The sequence below is a fragment of the Mitsuaria sp. TWR114 genome (assembly GCF_007997345.1).
This window is the reverse complement of sequence record NZ_VOSR01000024.1, coordinates 1-19,550: the sequence shown is the minus strand read 5'-3', so window position 1 is coordinate 19,550 and position 19,550 is coordinate 1. Positions and strand designations below refer to the sequence as shown.

The window sequence follows — 19,550 nt, the reverse complement described above, 5'->3', positions numbered from 1 at the left end:
GCCGAGGCGCTGCTGCGCTGGCGGCATCCGCAACGCGGGCTGCTGACGCCGGACGCCTTCATCGTCGTGGCCGAGCGGCATCGGCTGATGCTGCCGCTGGGCGAGTGGGTGATGTACGAGGCCGCCCGGCAGGCGCGCGCCTGGCACGAGCGCGGCGTCGCGCCGGTGCCCATCGCCGTCAACCTGTCCAGCATGCAGTTCCGGCTGGCCAGCTTCTCCAAGTCGGTCGCCCATGTGCTGAAGACGGCCGGCGTGCCCGGCGAGTGGCTGGAGCTCGAGCTGACCGAGCGCATGCTGACCGACGAGATCGACCGCCTGCCCGAGCTGCTGCAGACGCTGCGCTCGCAGGGGCTGGAGATCTCGATCGACGACTTCGGCACCGGCTACACCGCGCTGAACCAGCTGACGCGGCTGCCGCTGGACAAGCTGAAGATCGACCAGAGCTTCGTCGCCGTGCTGCCGGACGACGCCGGCGCCGCGGCGATCACCCGCGCGGTGGTGCAGATGGCCAAGGGCCTGGGCCTGCGCATCGGCGCCGAGGGCGTGCGCAACGCGCGGCAATGGCATCTGCTGGCCGAATGGGGCTGCGACGAGCTGCAGGGCGAGGTCATCGCCACCGCGATGCCGGCTGACGAATTCGAAGCATGGCTGGCCCAGCGCGGCGAGCCCCGGCTTCCCAGGATCGACACATGACTTCCAAGACTCCCGACTCCGCCGGCCTGAATGGCGCGGCGTCCGCGGCGCATGGCGCGCCGGCTTCCCCGGCGTCCCACGCAACGGATCCGGCCATGACCGCCCTGCTGCGCGACGAGATCGCCGCCGCCGGCGGCTGGCTGCCCTTCGACCGCTACATGAGCCTGGCGCTGTACGCGCCGGGGCTGGGCTACTACGCCAACGCGCGCCGCAAGTTCGGCACGATGCCGCAGCAGGGCTCGGACTTCGTGACGGCGCCGGAGCTGTCGCCGCTGTTCGGCCGCGCGCTGGCGCGGCAGGTCGCGCAGGCGCTGGCGGTCAGCGGCACCGACACGGTGATCGAGTTCGGCGCCGGCAGCGGCGCGCTGGCCGAGCAGCTGCTGGAGGCGCTGGACGTCCTGGGGCAGCCGGTGACGAAGTACTTCATCGTCGACCTGTCCGGCAGCCTGCGCGAGCGCCAGGCCGAGCGGCTGGCGCGCTTCGCGCCGCGGGTCGAATGGCTGGACCGCTGGCCCGACGAGATCCACGGCGTGATGGTGGCCAACGAGCTGCTGGACGCGATCCCGGTCGACCTGGTGCGCTGGGACGGCCGGCAGTGGCTGCGGCGCGGCGTGGGCCTGGACGGGCAGGGCGGGCTGGTGTTCGTCGACCGCGCCGGCGACGCGCGCCCGCCGCTCCCGCCCGAGGAGGATGCCGGCTTCCTGCCGGGCACGGTGACCGAGATCCACCCGCAGGCCGAGGCCTTCGTGCGCACGCTGGCGGAGCGCCTCAAGCGCGGCGCGGCGTTCTTCATCGACTACGGTTTCCCGGAGTCGGAGTACTACCACCCGCAGCGCACCGGCGGCACGCTGATGTGCCACCACCTGCACCGGGCCGATCCCGATCCGCTGGCGCTGCCGGGGCAGAAGGACATCACCGCGCACGTGAACTTCACCGGCATCGCGCTGGCGGGCCAGGACGCGGGGCTGACGGTGCTGGGCTACACGAGCCAGGCCAACTTCCTGATCAACTGCGGCCTGGTCGACCTGATGGGCCAGGCCACGCTGGCGCAGCGCGGCATGGCCCACCGGCTGATCGCCGAGCACGAGATGGGCGAGCTGTTCAAGGTGATCGGCTTCGCGCCGGGCGAGGGCTTCGACGCGCTGGGGTTCAGCGCGGGCGATCGGTCTCACACGCTCTGAGCGCGGCCAGCCGCGCCGCGTGGATCGCCTGCCCGATCGCCGGCCCTTGCTTGCCGGCCGCCAACGCCGCTGCTGAAATCGCCGACTGGTCGACCGACTGCACCGCCTTCAGGTCGTGCAGCAGCGCGGTGCGCTGCGGGTAGGCGCGGTCCTGCAGGCCGGCACGGCCGCGCGCATCGCACTCGCAGGCCAGCAGCAGCTGTGCGAAGCGCTCCGGCCGGCGCAGCGCATCGCAACGCTCGATCAGGCGCAGGCGCGCCTCGGCGCTGAAGTCCAGGCTCTGGTGGACATGCGTGTGCTCGCGCGCCACCAGCTCGGCCAGTTCCTTGCAGTCCGACGGCACGCGCCAGCGCTGCGACAACGCGGCCGCCAGGGCCACGCCGCGCGCCTCGTGCTTCAGGTGGCGGGGCCATTCGGCCTCGGGCGTCGTGCCCTTGCCCAGGTCGTGGCACAGCGAGGCGTAACGCACCGGCAGCGGTGCGTCGACGCGCGCGCATTCCGCCAGCACCAGCAGCAGGTGGGCGCCGGTGTCGATCTCCGGGTGATGCGCCTCGGGCTGCGGGACCCCGAACAGCCGCGCCAACTCCGGCGCGATGCGCGCCAGCGCGCCGCAATCGCGCAGGATCTCGATCATCCGCGCCGGATGCCGCTCCATCAGCCCCCGGGAGAGCTCCTGCCAGACGCGTTCGGCGACCAGCGCGTCGGCCTCGCCGGCATCCACCATGTCGCGCATCAGCGCCATGGTTTCCGGCGCGACCGAGAAGTCCCCGAAGCGCGCCGCGAAGCGGGCCAGGCGCAGGATCCGCACCGGATCCTCGGCGAAGGCCGGCGACACGTGGCGCAGGATCCGCGCCGCGAGATCCCGCTGGCCGCCATAGGGGTCGATCAGCGAACCGTCTTCGGCCCGGGCCATCGCGTTGATCGTCAGGTCGCGTCGGGCTAGGTCCTGTTCGAGGGTGACGTCGGGGTCGGTGTGGAACTGGAAACCGTGGTATCCGGATCCGGTCTTGCGCTCGGTCCGGGCCAGTGCCACCTCTTCATGGGTCACGGGGTGCAGGAACACCGGGAAATCCTTGCCGACGGGCTGAAATCCCTTGTCGATCAAGGACTTGGGCGTGGCTCCGACCACCACCCAATCACGGTCCTGGACCGGCAGGCCCAGCAGGGCGTCCCGGACGGCACCCCCGACGAGATACATCTGATCACTCATGTTGCGGCGCAGCATCCCCAAGGTGTGGGGTGCTCATTTAGGCTGTGTCTCCGTATATTCACCAATGCCACCTGCACACCAGTGTCTGTTCAAACAGACCAGCTACCGAGAGAGACAGTTGTAGCCAGGCAGGTCGGGCAAGCAGTAGGGAGTTTATGAATGAAGTCTGTTCTCCTCCTCTTGCTGGGCGGAATTGGTCTGGCCGCTCAAGCGCAGGAATCCCCGGTCACGGACGCGAAGGCCGTCCATGTGGCCGCCGAGACGAGTTTCGTCTCGCAAAGCCAGTCGGCACCGGCCCAGCTGCCGGATGTCAATGAACAGGACGGCGCGGACCAGGTGCTGCCGTCGTTCGTGTCCGAGTCCCAGAACCAGGCCATGATGCTCGGCGGCTTGCTGGCCGCCGGCTTCCTGGTCCGCCGCCGCCGCGATCACTGATCCCGGCGGTCCACCTCGCCGCTTCCCGCCGCCTGCCCGCACAGGTGACCGGAAGCGGTTTTTCATGGGGCGGGCGGGTCGGCGGGCGTGTCAGGCCTTGAGCACCGGCACCGGTCCGCTGACGTCGCGATAGGGCTCCTCGAAGTCCAGGAAATCCTTCTCCGCGATCGCGTCGGCGATCCACTCGCGCACGCCGGGGGCCGCCTCCACGCGCGCCAGGTAGCCCTTGAGCGCCTCCGGCACCGGCAAGGCGTAGCGCGTCACCCGCATCACGACCGGCGCGAAGAACGCATCCGCCGCGCCGAACGCGCCGAACAGGAAGGGGCCGCCGCTTTGGGCGAGCGCGTCCGTCCACAGCTCGACGATGCGCGCCAGGTCCTTGCGCAGGCCGGCCTCGGAGGCCAGCAGCCGCGGCCCCACCGTGCTCAGGTCGGCGTCGATGTTCATCACGCACAGGCCGCGCAGCTGGCCGAAGCCGCTGTGCATCTCGGCGCACAGGCTGCGCGCGCGGGCGCGCTGGCGCGGATCGCTCGGCCAGATGCCCTTGTCGGGGAAGCGCTCGGCCAGGTACTCGACGATGGCCAGCGAATCCCACACCGCCAAACCTTCGTCGACCAGCACCGGCACCTTGCCGGTCGGCGTCGCCGCGCCGACTTCGCGGTAGAAGGCCGAATCCGGCGTGAAGTCGAAGCGCAGCACGCGCTCCTGGAAATCGATGCCCAGGCCCTTCATGAGCACCCAGGGGCGCATCGACCAGGACGAGTAGTTCTTGTTGCCGACGATCAATTGCATGCGGGAGTCCCTTCGCGTGGAGGAGGACGGCGCCGGCGGGGAGCCGGCGCCGCGGGGTCAGTTGGTGCCGGCGGGCGCGCCCGCCGTGGTGCCGTTGGCCGGGATGTCCGGCGCCGACGCCGCGGCCGGGCCGATGACGCGCCCGAGCCGGTCGCGCAGCTGCGTGCCGCCCTCGCGGCCCATCAGCTGGGCATAGATCGTCGCGTTGGACAGCACCTTGCGCACATAGTCACGGGTCTCCCAGATCGGGATGTTCTCGGTCCAGATGGCGGCGTCGAGCTGCGGCCCCTCGCGCCAGCGCCGCGGGCGGTTCGGTCCGGCGTTGTAGGCGGCGGCCGCCATCGCCTGCGAACCGTCGAAGCTGTCCATCACCAGCTTGAGGTAGCCGGTGCCCAGGCGCAGGTTGGTGTCGCGGTCGTGCAGCATGTCGGGCCGGAATTCGACGCCCAGTTTCCTGGCCGTCCACTTGGCGGTCGCCGGCATCACCTGCATCAGGCCGCCGGCGCCGACATGCGAGCGCGCGTCCATCATGAAGCGCGACTCCTGGCGGATCAGCCCGTAGACATAGGCCGGGTCCAGGCCCACCGCGGTGGACTGCCGGAGCACGTCGGCGCGATAGGGCATGGGGAAGCGCTGGGCCAGGTCGATCTCGGTGCGGGTGCGTTCGCTGGTCTGGATGCAGCGCTCCCAGAGCTCGCGCTCGCAGGCGGTCTGCGCGACGGCGAGCAGTTCGCGGTCGGACAGGCCGCGCAGGCTGAAGTTCCACTCGCGCTGGCCCTCGCTGCGCAGGCCCACCGCCAGCAGCTGCAGCGCGCGCTGGATGCCGGGATTGGCCAGCGCCTGCGCCCGCTCCTGCGCGCTCAGCTCGGCCGGCGAGGGCGGCAGCGGCAGGCGCAGCTTGAGCTCGTCCGCGGCGAGCTTGCCGTAGAAGCTCAGCGGCGACGCAATCGCGCGCAGTGACTCCAGGGCCTCGCGACGCTGGGCGTCGCCGGCGGGGCCGTTCGCCGCGAGCTGCTGCTGGGCCTTGGCGCGCCAGTACTGCCAGGTGATGTCCTTCTGGTCCGACGGCTTCATCAGCGCGATCGCCGCCACCAGCTGCTCCGGCCGGCTGGCGCCGGCGTCGCCGCGCAGCGCGGCGCGGGCGATCCAGTTCACCGTGTCGTCGCTCCATTCGAGCGGCCCGCCCAGTCGCGCCTGCAACTTCAGCGCGCGTTCGAAGTGGTCGTTGGCCTCGTCCTTCAGCCGCAGCGCGGCCTGCCGGCCGTACTGGGCCCACAGCCAGGCGGACAGGTCATTGGGCAGCTTCGGCGCCCAGCGGCGAACGTCGTCTTCGGCCTTGTCGTAGTCGGTGGCGAGCAGCCGCATCAGCGCCAGCAGCGTCAGCTCCGCCCGGGCGCGCGGGGACGCGGCGGCCTTGCGCTGGAGGTAGCGGTCGGGCTTGTCCATCAGCTCGGCGATCGCGTCCTGGTCGGCCTTGGACAGCAGCGCCGCGGCCTGCTTCACGGCGCGCGGCTTGTTGGTCTCGACGACCAGCCGCAGCTTGCGCCAGACATCCGAGTCCTTGAACTGGCCGTTCTCGTGCAGCGTCGCGGCCAGCATGTTGCAGCCCTCGTCGGCGTCGCGCTGCGCCAGCCAGGCGGTGCGCGCCGCCTCGCGGAGCTCGCGCGCCGGCGGGTCGGCCAGCAGCGTGTAGCAGACGACCTCGCGGTCGTCCTGCATCTTGTAGCCGGCCAGGTCGCGACGGAAGTTGGCCCAGTCGCGCCGGTGGCCCAGTTCGAGCAGCCAGTCGTTGCGCAGGCGGTCCTCGACGTAGCTGCCGGGCCAGCGGGCGTAGAAGGCGGTGATCTCGGGCTGCTGCGCGTCGGCCAGCCGGGCGTTCAGCTCCCAGTAGTCGAACCAGGGCGCGAGCGGGTGCTGCTGGTCGAAGGCGACCTGCCGCATCGCGGCCAGCCGCGAGCGGTCACGGGTACGCCAGGCCTCGCGGGCGTCGGTCACCAGGTCCGGCAGCGGCGGTGGCGGATTGGGCACGACGGCGAAGGGCATCGTCGACTGCGCGACGGCGGGGAGGGCCGTCCAGGCGCAGAGCGCGCCCAGGGTGGCGGAGGCGAGGGCGGTTACAGTGATTCGAGCGAACTTCATGACCGACTGCGATGAATGATTCCCCCACGGCCCCCGACGCCGCCGGCATCGCCGGCAAGACCTGGCCCCATGAGCGAAGCGAATTGCGCCGCGCCTTGCTGGCGCGCCGCCGCGAATGGTCGGCCGGCGCCGAGGCCCGTCTCGCCGCCGACAAGCTGGACGAGCAGCTGCTTCCGCTGCTGCGCCAGCTCGAGCCGCTGAGCCTCGGCCTGTACTGGCCGCTGGAGGGTGAATTTAACGCAGCGGCCTGGGCCGCGACGCACAAGCTCGGCGGGGCGATGCAACTGGCGTTGCCGTTCGCCCGCAAGGCCGGCGACCGCGGGCCGGCGGCGATGGAGTTCCGGCGCTGGGACGGCACCCCGCCCACGCTCAAGGACGAATGCGGCATCCCCAGCGCCACCGGCCCGGTGCTCGTGCCCGAGGTGCTGCTGGTGCCCTGCCTGGGCTACACGCGCGAGGGGTTCCGGCTCGGCTATGGCGGCGGTTATTTCGACCGCTGGCTGGAGGCGCATCCCGGCGTCACGACGATCGGCCTGGCCTGGAGTTGCTGCGAAGCCAGCTTCGAGGTGCAGCCGCACGACCAGGCGATGACCGTCGTCGTGACCGAGCGCGAGGTGCTCGCGCCCTGAGGCGGCGCGGCGCTCAGCCCGAGTGCTCGTCCACGGGCGGATCGGGCTCGCCGATCGCGCGCCGGGTGAGCGCCGACTGCTCGCCGATCCAGCGCGCGAACTCGACGACCTCGGGCCGCTGTCGCCCGTGCGCCGACATCATGAGCCAGTAGACCGTCGGGCAGTCGGTACGGCCGGCCGCGCCGAAAGGCTCGACCAGCTCGCCGCGCTCCAGCGCCTCGTAGATCAGCGGCAGCCGCGCCAGCGCGACCGCCTGGCCCGAGACCGCGGCCTGGATCTGCTGGTAGGTGAAGTTCAGGTACATCCAGCGCCGCGGCTGCAGGTCGGGCGCGCCGTGCAGCGCCAGCCAGCGCCGCCAGCTCAGGAACAGGCCGCTGGGGCGCTGGTCGTCCTCCTCGGCCAGCGTGTACTGGCGCAGGTCGGCCGCCTGGCCCAGCGGCGGGCCCTGGCCCTCCTGCGCCTGCTTCGCGACCCAGGGGTTGACCACCGGCGTGAGCATCTCGCCGAACATCCGCTGCGCCGACGGCGCCACCCGGTTGGGCGCGGCATAACGCAGCGCGACGTCGAACTCGCTGTCGTCGATCTCGACCAGCTGGTCGAGCGCGGACACGCGGATGTCCATGTCCGGATGCTCGCGCTGGAAGGCCTCCAGGCGCGGGATCAACCACAGCGACGCGAACGAGGCGAAGGTGGTGACGTTGACCACGCGTCGGCCGCGCGTCGAGCGGATCTGGCGCACGGTGCTGTCCAGCCGCTCCAGCATCGGCTCGACCGCCGCCAGCAGCAGCTTGCCGTCCGGCGCCAGCTCGACATGGCGGGTGCCACGCAGGAAGAGCGTGGCGCCGAGTTCCTCCTCCAGCGACCGGATCTGGCGGCTGATGGCGGACTGGGTCAGGTAGAGCTCGTCGGCGGCGGCGCTGAAGCTCAGGCGCCGGGCCACCGCCTCGAAGGCGCGCAGCGGACCGACGGCGAGCGGGCGATGTCGAGGCGGATTCATGCGCGGATGGTATCAATCGACGCGCGAAGACTCATTGGACCGGCATGCGGGGCAACCCTAATATCCCTCCATGTCCACGAGGAACGCCGCCAGGTGCGCGGGCCGCCCGGCGGACGGGGAGCCGATCATGAACGTCATGCAAAAGTCATCAATCCAGGTCAGCCGCGACGATGCCGCGTGGGCGTTGTCCGCGGGCGAGGCGATGAGCCTGCCGATCGGCCCGGGCCGCCGCGAGCTGCATGTGCTCGACGGGCGCGTCTGGGTGACGCAGCGCGGCGACCTGAACCTGCCGGCCCAGGACTTCTGGCTGTCGGCCGGCGAGACCCTGGAAGTGGCCAGCGGCACCGAACTGGTCGTGGAAGCCTGGCCGACCGCCCGCTTCCAGCTGATGGTGCCGCCGCAGGCCTGCGCCGCCCAGCGCGCGCGGCGCGTCAGCCGGCTGCCTTCTTTCGGGCAGCTGTTCGGCCAGCGCCTGGCGAACGCTTGAGCGCCGGAGCCGTGGCCTTGACCGGTTTCAGCTTCCTGTCGGTGCTGGGCTCGGCGGTGGTGCCGGCGCTCTTCTTCGGCGTGCTGGCCTTCGGCTTCGCATTGGCCGAGCGCAAGGCCGACTCCATCGCCAGCCGCCCCCAGGGCAGCATCAGCGCCGGCGACTCCAGCGTCTCCTCCGGCGGCCGGAAGTAATTCAGGCTGGCGACCTCCTGTCGCCCGTCCTTGCCAGTCTTCGCGTACCGGAAGGGCTCGCAGCCGGCCTCGAGGTAGCGCGGCTGGCTGACGGCGTCCGCCTTCAGGTAGAGCTCGTCGCGGCTGATGATGGCCAGAAACAGGTCGTCGACATAGAGCCCGAAGCCCCCGAACATCCGCCGCGCCAGCACCGGCCCGAGCGGCGCCAGCAGCTCCATGCAGTGGTTGGCGAAATCGCTGCCCGCGCCGGCGACGCGCCGGACGGTTCCCGTGGTGGTGGTGCCTCGTGCCATGGCGGCGACTCTAGCAACCCGCGTCCGGCGCGGCCACAATGGCCGGCTCCGGGGCCCGTCGGTCCCGCTGGGCAACGCGAAGGGGCCGGATGGATCCGAACGACAAGCTGCCGATTTCCGAAGACCGCCAGGCGCTGCGCGAGCGCCTGATCCGCGAGCGCCTGGACCTGCCGGGCCGCCTGGAACTCGCGGACCTGGTGCAGGGCGTGCTGCGCGTGTGGCTGGTGGGACGCAAGGAAAAGCGCATTGCGGCGTACTGGCCGATCAAGGGCGAATTCGATCCGCTGCCGGCGCTGTACCGCTGGAGCGAGGTCGATCCCGAACGCCGCATCGGCCTGCCCGTCGTCGATCGCGAGCAGGGGCGCCTGCGCTTCCACGTCTGGTATCCCGGCTGCCCGATGGAAGAGGACGCGACCGGCATCACCAAGCCCAAGGACACCGAGGCCTTCGAGCCCGAACTCCTGCTGCTGCCCTGCCTGGGCTACGGCCCGGGCGGCATCCGCATGGGCTACGGCGGCGGCTTCATGCTGCGCACCATCGCGCAGATCCAGCCCCGGCCGCAGGCCGTGGGCGTCGGTTTCAGCCACGGCTTCCAGCCGACGCTGACCGCCCAGCCGAACGACGTGCGGCTGGACGCGATGCTGACCGAGATGGGAGTGGTCTGGGAGAATCCGCGCGCATGAATGCCGTCGATTCCCCCGTCCGCCCGACCGCCGACACGCTGGATGCGCTGTATGTGGCCCACCTCGCCGAGCAGCAGCGTCGCACCGAACACGCGCTCCAGCGCGGTGGCTACGACGCGCTGCTGATCGCGTCCGGTGTCGAGAAGTTCGCCTTCCTCGACGACCGGCCCTACGTCTTCCAGCCCAATCCCCACTTCAAGCTGTGGGTGCCGCTGATCCGCCATCCGGACAGCTGGCTGGTGATCCGTCCCGGCCACCGGCCCCGGCTGGTCTACGTCCAGCCCGAGGACTACTGGCATGTGCCGCCCGAGGCGCCGAGCGGCTTCTGGGTGGAGCACTTCGAAATGATCGTCGTGCGCACCCCCGGTGAGGCGCTGCCCTACCTGCAGCTGCCGGGCGAGCTGGCGATCGTCGGCGAGGCCGACGCGGCGCTGGGCGACATCGTCCCGAACAACCCGCCCGAGGTGCTGAACCCGCTGCATCACGCGCGCGCGGTGAAGACCGGCTACGAGCTGCTGCGCCTGCGCGAGGCGTCGACGCTGGGCGCGACGGCGCACCTGGCCGCGCAGCGCGCCTTCCGCGAAGGCCGGTCGGAGGCGGCGATCCATGCCGCCTACCTCCGGGCCTGCGGCCTGGCCGAGCGCGACCTGCCCTACGGCAACATCGTCGCGCTGAACCAGCACGCCGCGGTGCTGCATTACCAGTACCAGGACCAGCGGGCGCCGGCGCAGTCGCTGTCGCTGCTGATCGACGCGGGCGCGCACAGCTGCGGGTATGCCTCGGACATCACCCGCACCACCGGCAACGGCGACGCCAGCTTCCAGGCGCTGGTCGACGCGATGGAGGCCGCGCAGCTGCGCCTGGTCGATCGCGTGCGCGCGGGCGTCGACTACCGCGACATCCACCTGGCCTCGCACCGCGAGATCGCCGGCGTGCTGCGGCAGCTGGGCATCGTGCGGATGGACGAGGACGCGATGCTCGCGCAGGGCGTGACCTCGACCTTCCTGCCGCATGGCATCGGCCACCTGCTCGGCCTGCAGGTGCACGACATCGGCGGCTTCATGGCCGGCGAGGACGGCGGCACGATCCCCAAGCCCGACGGTCACCCCTACTTGCGGCTGACGCGCATGCTGCAGCCCGGCATGGTGGTGACGATCGAGCCGGGGCTGTACTTCATCCCGATGCTGCTGGACAAGCTGCGCGCGACGCCCGCGGCGGCGCAGGTGGACTGGGCGCTGGTCAAGCACCTCAGCGCCTTCGGCGGCGTGCGCATCGAAGACGATGTCGCCTGCCGCCACAGCGGCGCGCCCGAGAACCTGACGCGGGACGCGTTCGCGGCGCTGGGCTGAGCGCTGGCGCCCTCGGCGCCCACCCCGTCACGCATGAAAAAAGGGCCCGCGGGCCCTTTCGTTCATCGTTCCGGTCGTCGAGCGGCGCCCGATGACGGTCGCTGGCGGGCGCTCGCCCGCCGGCCTCAGGCTGCCTTGCGGCGGCGCGCCATGCCCAGGCCGACCAGCGCCAGCCCGGCCAGCGCCAGCGAACCCGGCTCCGGCACGGTCGTCAGCTGCACGTTCCAGTTGTTGATCACGCCGACGTCGGCGCCGGCCAGGTCGGCCACGCGCAGCGTCCAGGTGCCGAAGGCGTCCTGGCCGTTGAAGGCCGACAGCAGTTCTTCCGCGCGGAAGCTGCCGGTGAACGGCGCGGCGCCATTGGCGACGGCGGTGGTCGCCGCATCGTCGAAGACGGTGTTGAAGAAGTTGTCGGCCGATCCGCCGCGGCGGTTGAACAGCTGGACGGTGGTGCCGGTCGGCGCGATCAGCCAGATCGCCAGGTCGGCGTCATAGGTGTGGCGCAGGTCGACGATCGAGACGTTGACGTCGCTCAGCGTGCCGCGGGTGTCGACGTTCAGCGTGGAGGTCACGACGCAGCGGTCGCAGATGGCGGTCGGCGTGGTGCTGGAGGCGGTCACGACCGCGGCTTGGGCGGTGAAGGCGGTGGTCAGGGAGGCGGCGCAGACGGCCAGCAGACGCTTGAAGTTCATGGAGTCAGGGTCACAAAAAAGGTGGCTTGTGACTCCATGTAAGCAGTGTTCATGCCAATGAATTAGGGATGGCGTTCGAATCCCTTCTGGCATAGGCACTTGGCGCTGTTTCCGTGAACAATTCCCGGCGCTCCGCGCGTGCGGTTTTAACGAACTGTCAAGAATCCCGACGTTGGCTGCTTGCGCCGTCCCCTCAGCTGATGCGAGGGCCGAGGGGATGAAACGGATTTCTGGGACTCAGAACCGATAGCCCACGCCGACGCCGATCAGCAGCGGATCGATCTTGAACTTGCCGACCGACGCGCCCTTGGAGCGCACCTCGGTGTCCATCTTGAGCTTCTTGATGTCGAGGTTGATCGACCACCTCGGATCCAGCATCACGTCGAAACCGACCTGCAGGGCCAGGCCGACGCTCTGCTTCTCGATGCTGGGCGCCAGCGCCGCCTGCACGGCCGGCTCGAAGCGGGCGCTGGAGAAGCGCGTGTAGTTGAGGCCGGCGCCAAGGTAGGGGCGGAACTGCCCGTCCGGGTTGAAGTGGTACTGCAGCGTCAGCGTCGGCGGCAGGTGCTTCACGGTCCCGATGCGCACGCCGTTGCTGCGCAGCGTGTGCCGTTGCGGCACGGTCAGGATCAGCTCGGTCGCCAGGTTCGGCGTGATGAAGTAGCTGATGTCGACTTCGGGAATCGTCTTGCGGCTCAGCGACAGGCCGAGCCCGGTCCGGTCCTTGTCCGCCGGGTCGATGTTCACCGCGCGGGCGCGGATCACCCAGGGGCTGCCCTGCGCATGCGCGGGCAGCGCGGTGGTCGTCATCAGCGCCGTGAGCGCCATGAGCGCCGCGGCGCCGAGGGACAAGCGGGATCGGGTGGGGATGCGGGACATACGTTCACTCCTGGTCAATGGGTGACCGGCATTGAACGTGGGCCCCGGGCCGCTGGCCTTGACCGTTCACAAGGAACGGCGGCGCGGCATGAAGACCGCCCGCGGCGGCGCGGACCGCTTGCGCGGGGTCAAGCTTGGGCGGCGAGACCGAGGCGTTTGCACAACTCCAGCGTCAGCGCGCTCTGGTTGAGCGTGTAGAAGTGCAGCCCCGGCACGCCGCCGGCGATCAGGCGCTCGCACAGTCGCGTGACGACGTCCAGGCCGAAGGCGCGCACGGAGGCGGCGTCATCCATGTAGCCCTCCATCTTCAGCGCGACCCAGCGCGGGATCTCGATGCCGTCGCGCTGCGCGAACTGCGCGATGCGCGCGTAGTTGTTGATCGGCATGACGCCCGGCACGATCGGCACCTCCACGCCCAGGGCGCGGGAGGCCTCGACGAAGTGGAAGTAGGCATCGGGGTTGTAGAAGAACTGCGTGATCGCGCCGCTGGCGCCGGCGCGCACCTTGTCGGCGAAGAACTGCAGGTCGCGCGCCGCGTAGCGCTGCTGCGGGTGGTACTCGGGATAGGCCGCGACCTCGATGTCCCAGTCCTCGCCCTGCGTCTCGCGGATGAAGCGCACCAGCTCGGCGGCGTAGCGGAACTCGCCCGCCGTGGCCGTGCCGCTGGGCAGGTCGCCGCGCAGCGCGACGACGCGGCGGATGTCCTGCGCGCGGTAGGTCGCCAGGATCTCGGCGATGTTCTCGCGCGTGGAGCCGACGCAGGACAGGTGCGGCGCGGCGTCGAAGCCCTGCGACGCGATGTCGGCGACGGTCGACAGCGTCTTCTCGCGCGTGGAGCCGCCGGCGCCGTAGGTGACGCTGAAGTACTGCGGATTCACCGCGCGCAGTTCCTGCACGACGGTCTTGAGCTTCTCGGTGCCGACGGGCGTGTTGGGCGGGAAGAATTCGATGCTGACCGGCGTCGTCATGGTTGTTGGATCCAGATGAAGAATTCGGTGTTGCCGTCGCCACCGGTGACGGGGCTTTCGAACCAGCCCTTGACGACGAGGTCGCGCTTCTCGGCGGCGGCCACGGCCTGTTCCTTGACCACGGCGTACTGCGACTTGTCCTTGACGATGCCGTTCTTGTTCAAGGCCTTGGGGCCGAGCTCGAACTGCGGCTTGATCAGCAGCAGCGCCTGGCCTTGCGGCTTGAGCCAGCCGGCCACGTGCTTGATCGTGCCGATCATCGAGATGAAGCTCAGGTCGCCCACGACGAGGTCGAAAGGCTCGGCGGGCACATAGTCCTTCACGTGCATGCCTTCGAGGGCCGTCACGCGCGGGTCGGCCTTCAAGGTCTCGTGCAGCTGGCCGTGGCCGACGTCGATGCCGGTCACGTGCGCCGCGCCGGCCTTGAGCAGCACGTCGGTGAACCCGCCCGCGCTCTGGCCCATGTCCAGGGCCGAGAAACCGGCCACCGACACGCCGACCTTGGCCAGCGCACCCTCGAGCTTGAGCCCGCCGCGCGAGACGTAACGCAGTTCGGCATCGTTCGTCACGCGCATGGGGGTGGTCTCGGGCAGGTCCTCGCCGCACTTGCGCACGACGGTCCAGCCCTTGGGGCCTTCCCACTCGACCGCGCGTGCGTCGATCAGCCGCTGGGCAGCCGAGCGCGTGGGCGCCAGGCCAAGGGAAAGAAGCCGCTGATCAGCACGCATGGTCGGGTCTCGGTTCAGTCGACGGTCAGTCGATCAATAGCGGTAGGTGTCGGGCTTGTAGGGACCGGCCTTGCTGACGCCGATGTAGGCGGCCTGCTCGTCGGTCAGCTCGCTCAGCTGCGCGTTCAGCGTCTTGAGCTGCAGGCGCGCGACGTGCTCGTCCAGGTGCTTGGGCAGCACGTAGACCTGGCCCACGGCATAAGCGTCCTTGTGCGCGAACAGCTCGATCTGCGCGATGGTCTGGTTGGCGAAGCTCGAGGACATCACGTAGCTCGGGTGGCCGGTGCCGCAGCCCAGGTTCACGAGGCGGCCCTTGGCCAGCAGGATGATGCGCTTGCCGTCCGGGAAGATCACGTGGTCCACCTGCGGCTTGATCTCTTCCCACTCGTACTGCTCGAGCGAGGCGACGTCGATCTCGTTGTCGAAGTGACCGATGTTGCAGACGATCGCGTTGTGCTTCATCGCAGCCATGTGCTCGTGGCGGATCACGTTCTTGTTGCCGGTCGTGGTCACGAAGATGTCGGCCTTGTCGGCGGCGTATTCCATCGTCACGACGCGGAAGCCCTCCATCGCGGCCTGCAGCGCGCAGATCGGATCGATCTCGGTGACCCAGACCTGGGCCGACAGCGCGCGCATCGCCTGCGCCGAGCCCTTGCCCACGTCGCCGTAGCCGGCGATCACGGCGATCTTGCCGGCGACCATGACGTCGGTGGCGCGCTTGATGCCGTCCACCAGCGACTCGCGGCAGCCGTAGAGGTTGTCGAACTTGCTCTTGGTGACCGAGTCGTTGACGTTGATCGCGCGGAACAGCAGCGTGCCCTTGGCCGACATCTCCTTCAGGCGATGCACGCCGGTGGTCGTTTCCTCGGTCACGCCGATGATCTCGGCGCTCTTGCGGGTGTACCAGGTCGCGTCTTCGGCGATCTTCTTCCTGATCGCGGCGAACAGGATGCGCTCTTCCTCGCTACCCGGATTGGCCAGGACCGACAGGTCCTTCTCGGCCTTCTGGCCCAGGTGCATCAGCAGCGTCGCGTCGCCGCCGTCGTCCAGGATCATGTTGGGGCCTTCGCCCGCTTCGCCCTTGGCGCCGAACTCGAAGATGCGGTGGGTGTAGTCCCAGTAGTCTTCCAGCGTCTCGCCCTTGTAGGCGAAGACGGGGGTGCCGACGGCGACCAGCGCGGCGGCGGCGTGGTCCTGCGTCGAGAAGATGTTGCACGAGGCCCAGCGGACTTCGGCGCCCAGCGCCTGCAGCGTCTCGACCAGCACGGCGGTCTGGATCGTCATGTGCAGCGAGCCGGTGATGCGCGCGCCCTTGAGCGGCTGGGCCGCGGCGTATTCCTCACGGATCGCCATCAGCGCGGGCATCTCGCTCTCGGCGATCTTGATCTCCTTGCGGCCCCAGTCGGCCAGCGACAGGTCTTTGATCAGGTACTGGTCTTGGGCCAGCGGCTTCAGTTGGGCGTTCATGCGGACTCCTGCGAGGAAGGGCCGTCGACGCCAGCGATCAGGACATGGGGAGAAGTGGGGAGGGCACTTGCCGCTCGGTCCTCACCCGGCCTGCGAAGGGTCGACGGGTGAGCGCGGTTGCCATGGCCGCGGGCACGTCGCCGCGCGGCGGTTCCGAGCCTGGCCTCGATGGGATGGGAGGTCGCAACGCTCCTCGGAACAGGGCGCGATTGTAGACATGTTCCGTTCGACGGCTTGATGACAGCGTCACGGTCGGGGCCACAATCGCCCCTTATGCGAACGATCCCCCCGCTCAGCGACTGTCCCCGCGCGGCCTGGCTCCCCCTGCGCGGGGTGCTGACCGACATCGACGACACCCTGACGGCCGAGGGCGACATCGCCCCCGCCGCGCTGGCGGCCCTGCATCGGCTGCAGGGCGCCGGCGTCCCGGTCATCGCGATCACCGGCCGGCCCGCGGGCTGGAGCGCGCCCTTCGCGTTGGACCGGCCCCTGCGGGGGATCGTGGCGGAGAACGGCGGGGTGCTGCTGCACCGGGAGAACGACGCGCTGGTCACCGAGTTCGCCCAGGACGACGCGACGCGACGGGAGAACTTCGCGCGTCTGCAGGCCTGCGCGGGGGCGATCGTGGCGACGGTGCCGGGCGCCCAGCTGGCGCGCGACAGCGCGGGGCGGCTGACCGACATCGCGGTCGACCACAGCGAATTCACGCGGCTGGACGACGACGCGATCGCCGCCGTCTGCGACCTGATGCGCGCCCATGGGCTGGTGGCGACGGTGAGCTCGATCCACGTCAACGGCTGGATCGGGGAACACAGCAAGTGGACCGCCGCCCAGTGGGCGGTGAAGCGGCTGACCGGGCGAGCGTTCGATCCGCGGGAGTGGGTCTATGTCGGCGACTCGACGAATGACCAGCTGATGTTCGAGCGGGTGCCCCTGTCGGTGGGGGTGGCCAACATCGCGCGTTTCCTGCCGATGCTGGATCACCCGCCGGCCTACGTCACCGCCAGCGAGCGCGGCGACGGTTTCGCGGAAGTGGCCCGCGCCTTGCTGGCCGCGGCCGGCTGAGGGCGGGTCGGCGCGTCCTCGACGGCCGGGACGCGCGGCCGGGGCTGGCGCCCTTCGACCGGATCCCAGGCATGCCGCCCGACCAGCGCCGACACTCCCGGCCAGTCATGCCCGCGCGGCAGCACCCGCGCCAGGCTCGCATGGCTGACGCGTCCGCCGACGGCCACGAGCCGCTCCGCCACCTCGATGCGCCGGCGCCGCAGCCGCGGCAGCAGCCAGCGGTTGGTCGGGCGCTCGCGCAGCACGCTGGGATGCGGCATGCAGCGGTGCTCCGCCATCAGCAGGTGGCGCAGCAGCACCTCCAGTCCGAACGGGTCGAGGTGGCGCCAGTCGGTGCTCAGCCGCGCCAGCGCGAAGCGCAGGTTGGCCTGGGCGTCGGAACGCGCGACATGGAAACGGTTCTGGCCAGTCATGAACATCGGGGCCTCCGATCGGGGGAGATCGATGCGCCCGCGCGGCAAGCGCGGCGCCTGTCCTGGATGTCGGCGGGCGCGCGGGGGTTCTGAAGCCCGAGGATGTCCCCAAAAACGTCACGAAACGCAAACGCCCCTCGACCTGAGGGGGGCCTCGTCGGAGGGAGGCGAGACCCCCGAACGTGGACGGGGCCGCCGGAAAAAGCGAAGGGCCGCGCGAGGCGGCCCTTCCGGGTGGGGGTGAGGCGTCAGCCGGCCTCGGGGTGGCGGGCCTTCCAGGCGCGCATCGCTTGCCGGTAGCGGTCCATCGCCAGGTCGTGCAGGTCGAAGATGCACGGGTCGCAGCCGTTGCCGCAGCAGGCGTCGATGTCCGGCTGCACGGGCGGCTGGGGCATCGGGTCGTCGGCCTCGAGCGAGGCCGGCGCCGCGGCGGGGTCGGGCAGGGCGGTGGTCATGACCGGGAGGCTCCGCGAGGGCTTCGGCCCCCGCGGCGCACGCTCAGCGACGGACCGGCGGCGGTCCCGAGTGGGCCGAGCGCTGCAGGTGACGGAAGGTGATCCGGCCCTTGGTCAGGTCGTAGGGCGACATCTCCAAGGAGACGGCGTCGCCAGCCAGGATGCGGATGTGATGCTTGCGCATCTTGCCGCCCGTGTAGGCGATGACCTGGTGGCCGTTCTCCAGCGTCACGCGAAAGCGCGAGTCCGGCAGGATTTCGTTGACGACACCCTGCATTTCAATCAGTTCTTCCTTGGCCATACGGGAGGCTCCTTTCTTGAAATCGATAAGGGCGCCGGCCGCGGTCTGCCGCGGGCCTTCGCCTCGGGAATCACGGGCGCGCCGTCAATGGCAGCGCGCCCAGGCCGTGCCTTCGGTCTCCGCGTAGCGCAACGCGGCGCGGCGGGTCTCGAAGGTCGGCACGAATCGCATGACGCGATCGATGCTGGCCATGCCGCGTCCGATCGGATCGAGACGGCCGCGGCGAATCCGCCGTCGGCATGGGGTTTGGTCATCGGTGAGACAAGGAATCGCCCCACCTCAATGCTTTTGGTTCGCATAGTTTTCATGAGGTGTGCGCCTTGACAGGCAATCGCAATAAGCAACCGTCTTGGCGCGGTTTGGGAATGTGCCCTTTCCCTGTTTCGATGGCGCGAAGCCGGGGCGGGACACGAAGAGGTGCTCCAGCAGCCGTTCGCCCAAGGACGATCGAACCGGCCGAAGCCAGAAACGCGCAAGCGCACGAACCGGGGGTTGATGCTGGTGCGAGCCGCTCGCAGAAAGGTCCGTGAGAGGGACCGGAGGGGCTGCAGAAGAAGACCTGAAGAGGGTGGTCTTGTGCGAATCAAGCTGCGGATTGTAGCGCAAGCGCGCGAATTGCGCAGCGTCGCTTGCAGTCAGGACGCGGGGATCGTGCGGAAGGGCCGGCGGTTGGCGGGCGGCGCAAGCCCGACGAGCGCGACGAGCACCGCCTGCCGGTCGCGGCGGATCGTGCAAGCGGTCCGCCGGAACGGGCATGCGGCCCCGGGGGCCGCTGCCTACGATGAATCCATCCCTCGCGAGGTCCGCCGGCAAGCGCCCCCGTCGAGGGGAAATCCCTCCACCCTGTCATCCCTCCAAGGACGGAATCCCATGAGCAAGATCTGGTTCATCACCGGCGCCAACCGCGGCTTCGGGCTGGAGATCGCCAAGGCGGCGCTGGTCGCCGGCGATCGCGTCGTCGCCACCGGCCGCGATGTCGCGGCGCTCCAGGACGCCTATGCGGCGCACGCCGACGCCGTGCTGTGCCTGCCGCTGGACGTCAGCCGCGAGGCCGACGCGGTCCACGCGGTCGAGCAGGCCGTCGCGCGCTTCGGTCGCATCGACGTGCTGGTCAACAACGCGGGGTATGGCCAGCTGGGCCTGTTCGAGGCCATCGGCGCCGACGACATCGAGCGCCAGTTCGCCACCAACGTCTTCGGCCTGATGCACGTCACCCGGGCGGTGCTGCCGGTCATGCGCCGGCAGCGCGACGGTCACGTGATCAACATCGCCTCGGTCGGCGGTTTCCGCGGCTTCGATGGCGCGGCGGTCTACTGCGCGACGAAGTTCGCCGTCGATGGCTTCAGCGCCTCGCTGGCGCCGGAGCTGGCCGGCTTCAACATCCGGGTGACGGTGGTTGAGCCCGGCTTCTTCCGGACCGACTTCCTGGACGCCAGCTCGGTGCGCTACGGCACCCGGACGATCGCGGACTACGCCGCGCTGCCGCGGCCGCCGCTGTCC

Annotated in this window: 22 protein-coding genes and 1 riboswitch; of the genes, 9 read left to right on the top strand and 13 right to left on the bottom strand. The window is 70.2% G+C overall.

The features are described 5' to 3' along the window. Nucleotides 1-693 (top strand): EAL domain-containing protein (locus tag FUT87_RS01445; protein ID WP_147239773.1); only part of this gene is annotated, 693 nt, incomplete at its 5' end. A gap of 95 nt (nucleotides 694-788) precedes the next feature. Beyond that, nucleotides 789-1,874: a class I SAM-dependent methyltransferase gene (locus FUT87_RS01440; protein ID WP_147239776.1), complete on the top strand. Its 1,086-nt coding sequence runs from the start codon at nucleotides 789-791 to the stop codon at nucleotides 1,872-1,874. Here FUT87_RS01440 and FUT87_RS01435 read toward each other — a convergent pair. Continuing rightward, a complete protein-coding gene (locus tag FUT87_RS01435) occupies nucleotides 1,843-3,084 on the bottom strand; it encodes a multifunctional CCA addition/repair protein (RefSeq protein WP_147239772.1) in 1,242 nt (413 codons plus the stop codon). The genes FUT87_RS01440 and FUT87_RS01435 overlap by 32 nt on opposite strands. Before the next feature lie 159 nt (nucleotides 3,085-3,243). On the opposite strand from FUT87_RS01435, the gene FUT87_RS01430 reads away from it, so the two are divergent. Beyond that, entirely contained in the window at nucleotides 3,244-3,519 is a 276-nt protein-coding gene (locus FUT87_RS01430) for a hypothetical protein (protein ID WP_147239771.1), read from the top strand. 90 nt (nucleotides 3,520-3,609) lie between these two features. Here the strand turns inward: FUT87_RS01430 and FUT87_RS01425 are convergent, their stop codons facing one another. Next, on the bottom strand, nucleotides 3,610-4,311 hold the full coding sequence (locus tag FUT87_RS01425; RefSeq protein WP_147239770.1) for a glutathione S-transferase family protein: 702 nt from the start codon (nucleotides 4,309-4,311) through the stop codon (nucleotides 3,610-3,612). A gap of 57 nt (nucleotides 4,312-4,368) precedes the next feature. Next, nucleotides 4,369-6,450, bottom strand: a complete 2,082-nt coding sequence (locus FUT87_RS01420; RefSeq protein WP_147239769.1) for a lytic transglycosylase domain-containing protein — start codon at nucleotides 6,448-6,450, stop codon at nucleotides 4,369-4,371. A gap of 11 nt (nucleotides 6,451-6,461) precedes the next feature. Between FUT87_RS01420 and FUT87_RS01415 the strand changes: the two genes are divergently transcribed. Beyond that, nucleotides 6,462-7,079, top strand: coding sequence for a 5-formyltetrahydrofolate cyclo-ligase (locus tag FUT87_RS01415; protein ID WP_147239768.1), 618 nt, complete (start codon nucleotides 6,462-6,464; stop codon nucleotides 7,077-7,079). 13 nt (nucleotides 7,080-7,092) lie between these two features. On the opposite strand, the gene FUT87_RS01410 is transcribed toward FUT87_RS01415, so the two are convergent. Then, nucleotides 7,093-8,076: a LysR family transcriptional regulator gene (locus FUT87_RS01410; protein WP_147239767.1), complete on the bottom strand. Its 984-nt coding sequence runs from the start codon at nucleotides 8,074-8,076 to the stop codon at nucleotides 7,093-7,095. A 127-nt stretch (nucleotides 8,077-8,203) separates the two neighbouring features. Between FUT87_RS01410 and FUT87_RS01405 the strand changes: the two genes are divergently transcribed. Further along, nucleotides 8,204-8,563 carry a DUF2917 domain-containing protein gene (locus FUT87_RS01405; protein ID WP_175538354.1) on the top strand — a complete coding sequence of 120 codons (360 nt, stop codon included), beginning with the start codon at nucleotides 8,204-8,206 and terminating at the stop codon, nucleotides 8,561-8,563. Here the strand turns inward: FUT87_RS01405 and FUT87_RS01400 are convergent. Beyond that, the gene (locus FUT87_RS01400) at nucleotides 8,508-9,050 is read right to left on the bottom strand and encodes a TfoX/Sxy family protein (protein WP_255488871.1); all 543 of its coding nucleotides are present in this window, start codon (nucleotides 9,048-9,050) and stop codon (nucleotides 8,508-8,510) included. The genes FUT87_RS01405 and FUT87_RS01400 overlap by 56 nt on opposite strands. 89 nt (nucleotides 9,051-9,139) lie before the next feature. Here FUT87_RS01400 and FUT87_RS01395 point away from each other — a divergent pair, with 89 nt between their 5' ends. Then, nucleotides 9,140-9,733 (top strand): 5-formyltetrahydrofolate cyclo-ligase, encoded by a 594-nt coding sequence (locus tag FUT87_RS01395; protein ID WP_091727809.1) that lies wholly within the window; start codon nucleotides 9,140-9,142, stop codon nucleotides 9,731-9,733. Then, nucleotides 9,730-11,082, top strand: coding sequence for a Xaa-Pro dipeptidase (pepQ, locus tag FUT87_RS01390; RefSeq protein ID WP_147239765.1), 1,353 nt, complete (start codon nucleotides 9,730-9,732; stop codon nucleotides 11,080-11,082). Before FUT87_RS01395 ends, pepQ begins: the two co-directional genes overlap by 4 nt. A 125-nt stretch (nucleotides 11,083-11,207) precedes the next feature. Here the strand turns inward: pepQ and FUT87_RS01385 are convergent, their stop codons facing one another. From FUT87_RS01385 to ahcY, 5 genes are all read right to left on the bottom strand, one after another. Beyond that, a complete protein-coding gene (locus FUT87_RS01385; protein ID WP_186830294.1) occupies nucleotides 11,208-11,774 on the bottom strand; it encodes a proprotein convertase P-domain-containing protein in 567 nt (188 codons plus the stop codon). A 237-nt stretch (nucleotides 11,775-12,011) separates the two neighbouring features. Further along, a complete protein-coding gene (locus FUT87_RS01380) occupies nucleotides 12,012-12,653 on the bottom strand; it encodes an OmpW/AlkL family protein (RefSeq protein ID WP_404935337.1) in 642 nt (213 codons plus the stop codon). A 128-nt stretch (nucleotides 12,654-12,781) separates the two neighbouring features. After that, nucleotides 12,782-13,621 (bottom strand): methylenetetrahydrofolate reductase [NAD(P)H], encoded by an 840-nt coding sequence (metF, locus tag FUT87_RS01375; RefSeq protein ID WP_091727800.1) that lies wholly within the window; start codon nucleotides 13,619-13,621, stop codon nucleotides 12,782-12,784. Then, complete coding sequence (locus FUT87_RS01370) at nucleotides 13,618-14,349, bottom strand: TlyA family RNA methyltransferase (protein ID WP_091727797.1); 732 nt, start codon at nucleotides 14,347-14,349, stop codon at nucleotides 13,618-13,620. The genes metF and FUT87_RS01370 overlap by 4 nt, the downstream gene beginning before the upstream one ends. Nucleotides 14,350-14,382: 33 nt before the next feature. Further along, nucleotides 14,383-15,816: an adenosylhomocysteinase gene (ahcY, locus tag FUT87_RS01365; protein WP_147239763.1), complete on the bottom strand. Its 1,434-nt coding sequence runs from the start codon at nucleotides 15,814-15,816 to the stop codon at nucleotides 14,383-14,385. A 102-nt stretch (nucleotides 15,817-15,918) separates the two neighbouring features. Then, nucleotides 15,919-16,017, bottom strand: a riboswitch (S-adenosyl-L-homocysteine riboswitch). 72 nt (nucleotides 16,018-16,089) lie between these two features. Here ahcY and FUT87_RS01360 point away from each other — a divergent pair. After that, nucleotides 16,090-16,881, top strand: coding sequence for an HAD family hydrolase (locus tag FUT87_RS01360; RefSeq protein WP_147239762.1), 792 nt, complete (start codon nucleotides 16,090-16,092; stop codon nucleotides 16,879-16,881). Here the strand turns inward: FUT87_RS01360 and FUT87_RS01355 are convergent. The 3 genes from FUT87_RS01355 to infA form a co-directional block, all read right to left on the bottom strand. Next, complete coding sequence (locus tag FUT87_RS01355) at nucleotides 16,809-17,300, bottom strand: hypothetical protein (protein ID WP_091727782.1); 492 nt, start codon at nucleotides 17,298-17,300, stop codon at nucleotides 16,809-16,811. The two genes, FUT87_RS01360 and FUT87_RS01355, sit on opposite strands and share 73 nt — an antisense overlap. A 242-nt stretch (nucleotides 17,301-17,542) precedes the next feature. After that, on the bottom strand, nucleotides 17,543-17,749 hold the full coding sequence (locus FUT87_RS01350) for an oxidoreductase-like domain-containing protein (RefSeq protein WP_091727779.1): 207 nt from the start codon (nucleotides 17,747-17,749) through the stop codon (nucleotides 17,543-17,545). Nucleotides 17,750-17,792: 43 nt separating this feature from the next. Continuing rightward, a complete protein-coding gene (gene infA, locus FUT87_RS01345) occupies nucleotides 17,793-18,050 on the bottom strand; it encodes a translation initiation factor IF-1 (RefSeq protein ID WP_091727775.1) in 258 nt (85 codons plus the stop codon). An 870-nt stretch (nucleotides 18,051-18,920) separates the two neighbouring features. Here infA and FUT87_RS01340 point away from each other — a divergent pair. After that, nucleotides 18,921-19,550: SDR family NAD(P)-dependent oxidoreductase (locus FUT87_RS01340; RefSeq protein WP_147239827.1), on the top strand; the 630-nt coding region annotated here is incomplete at its 3' end.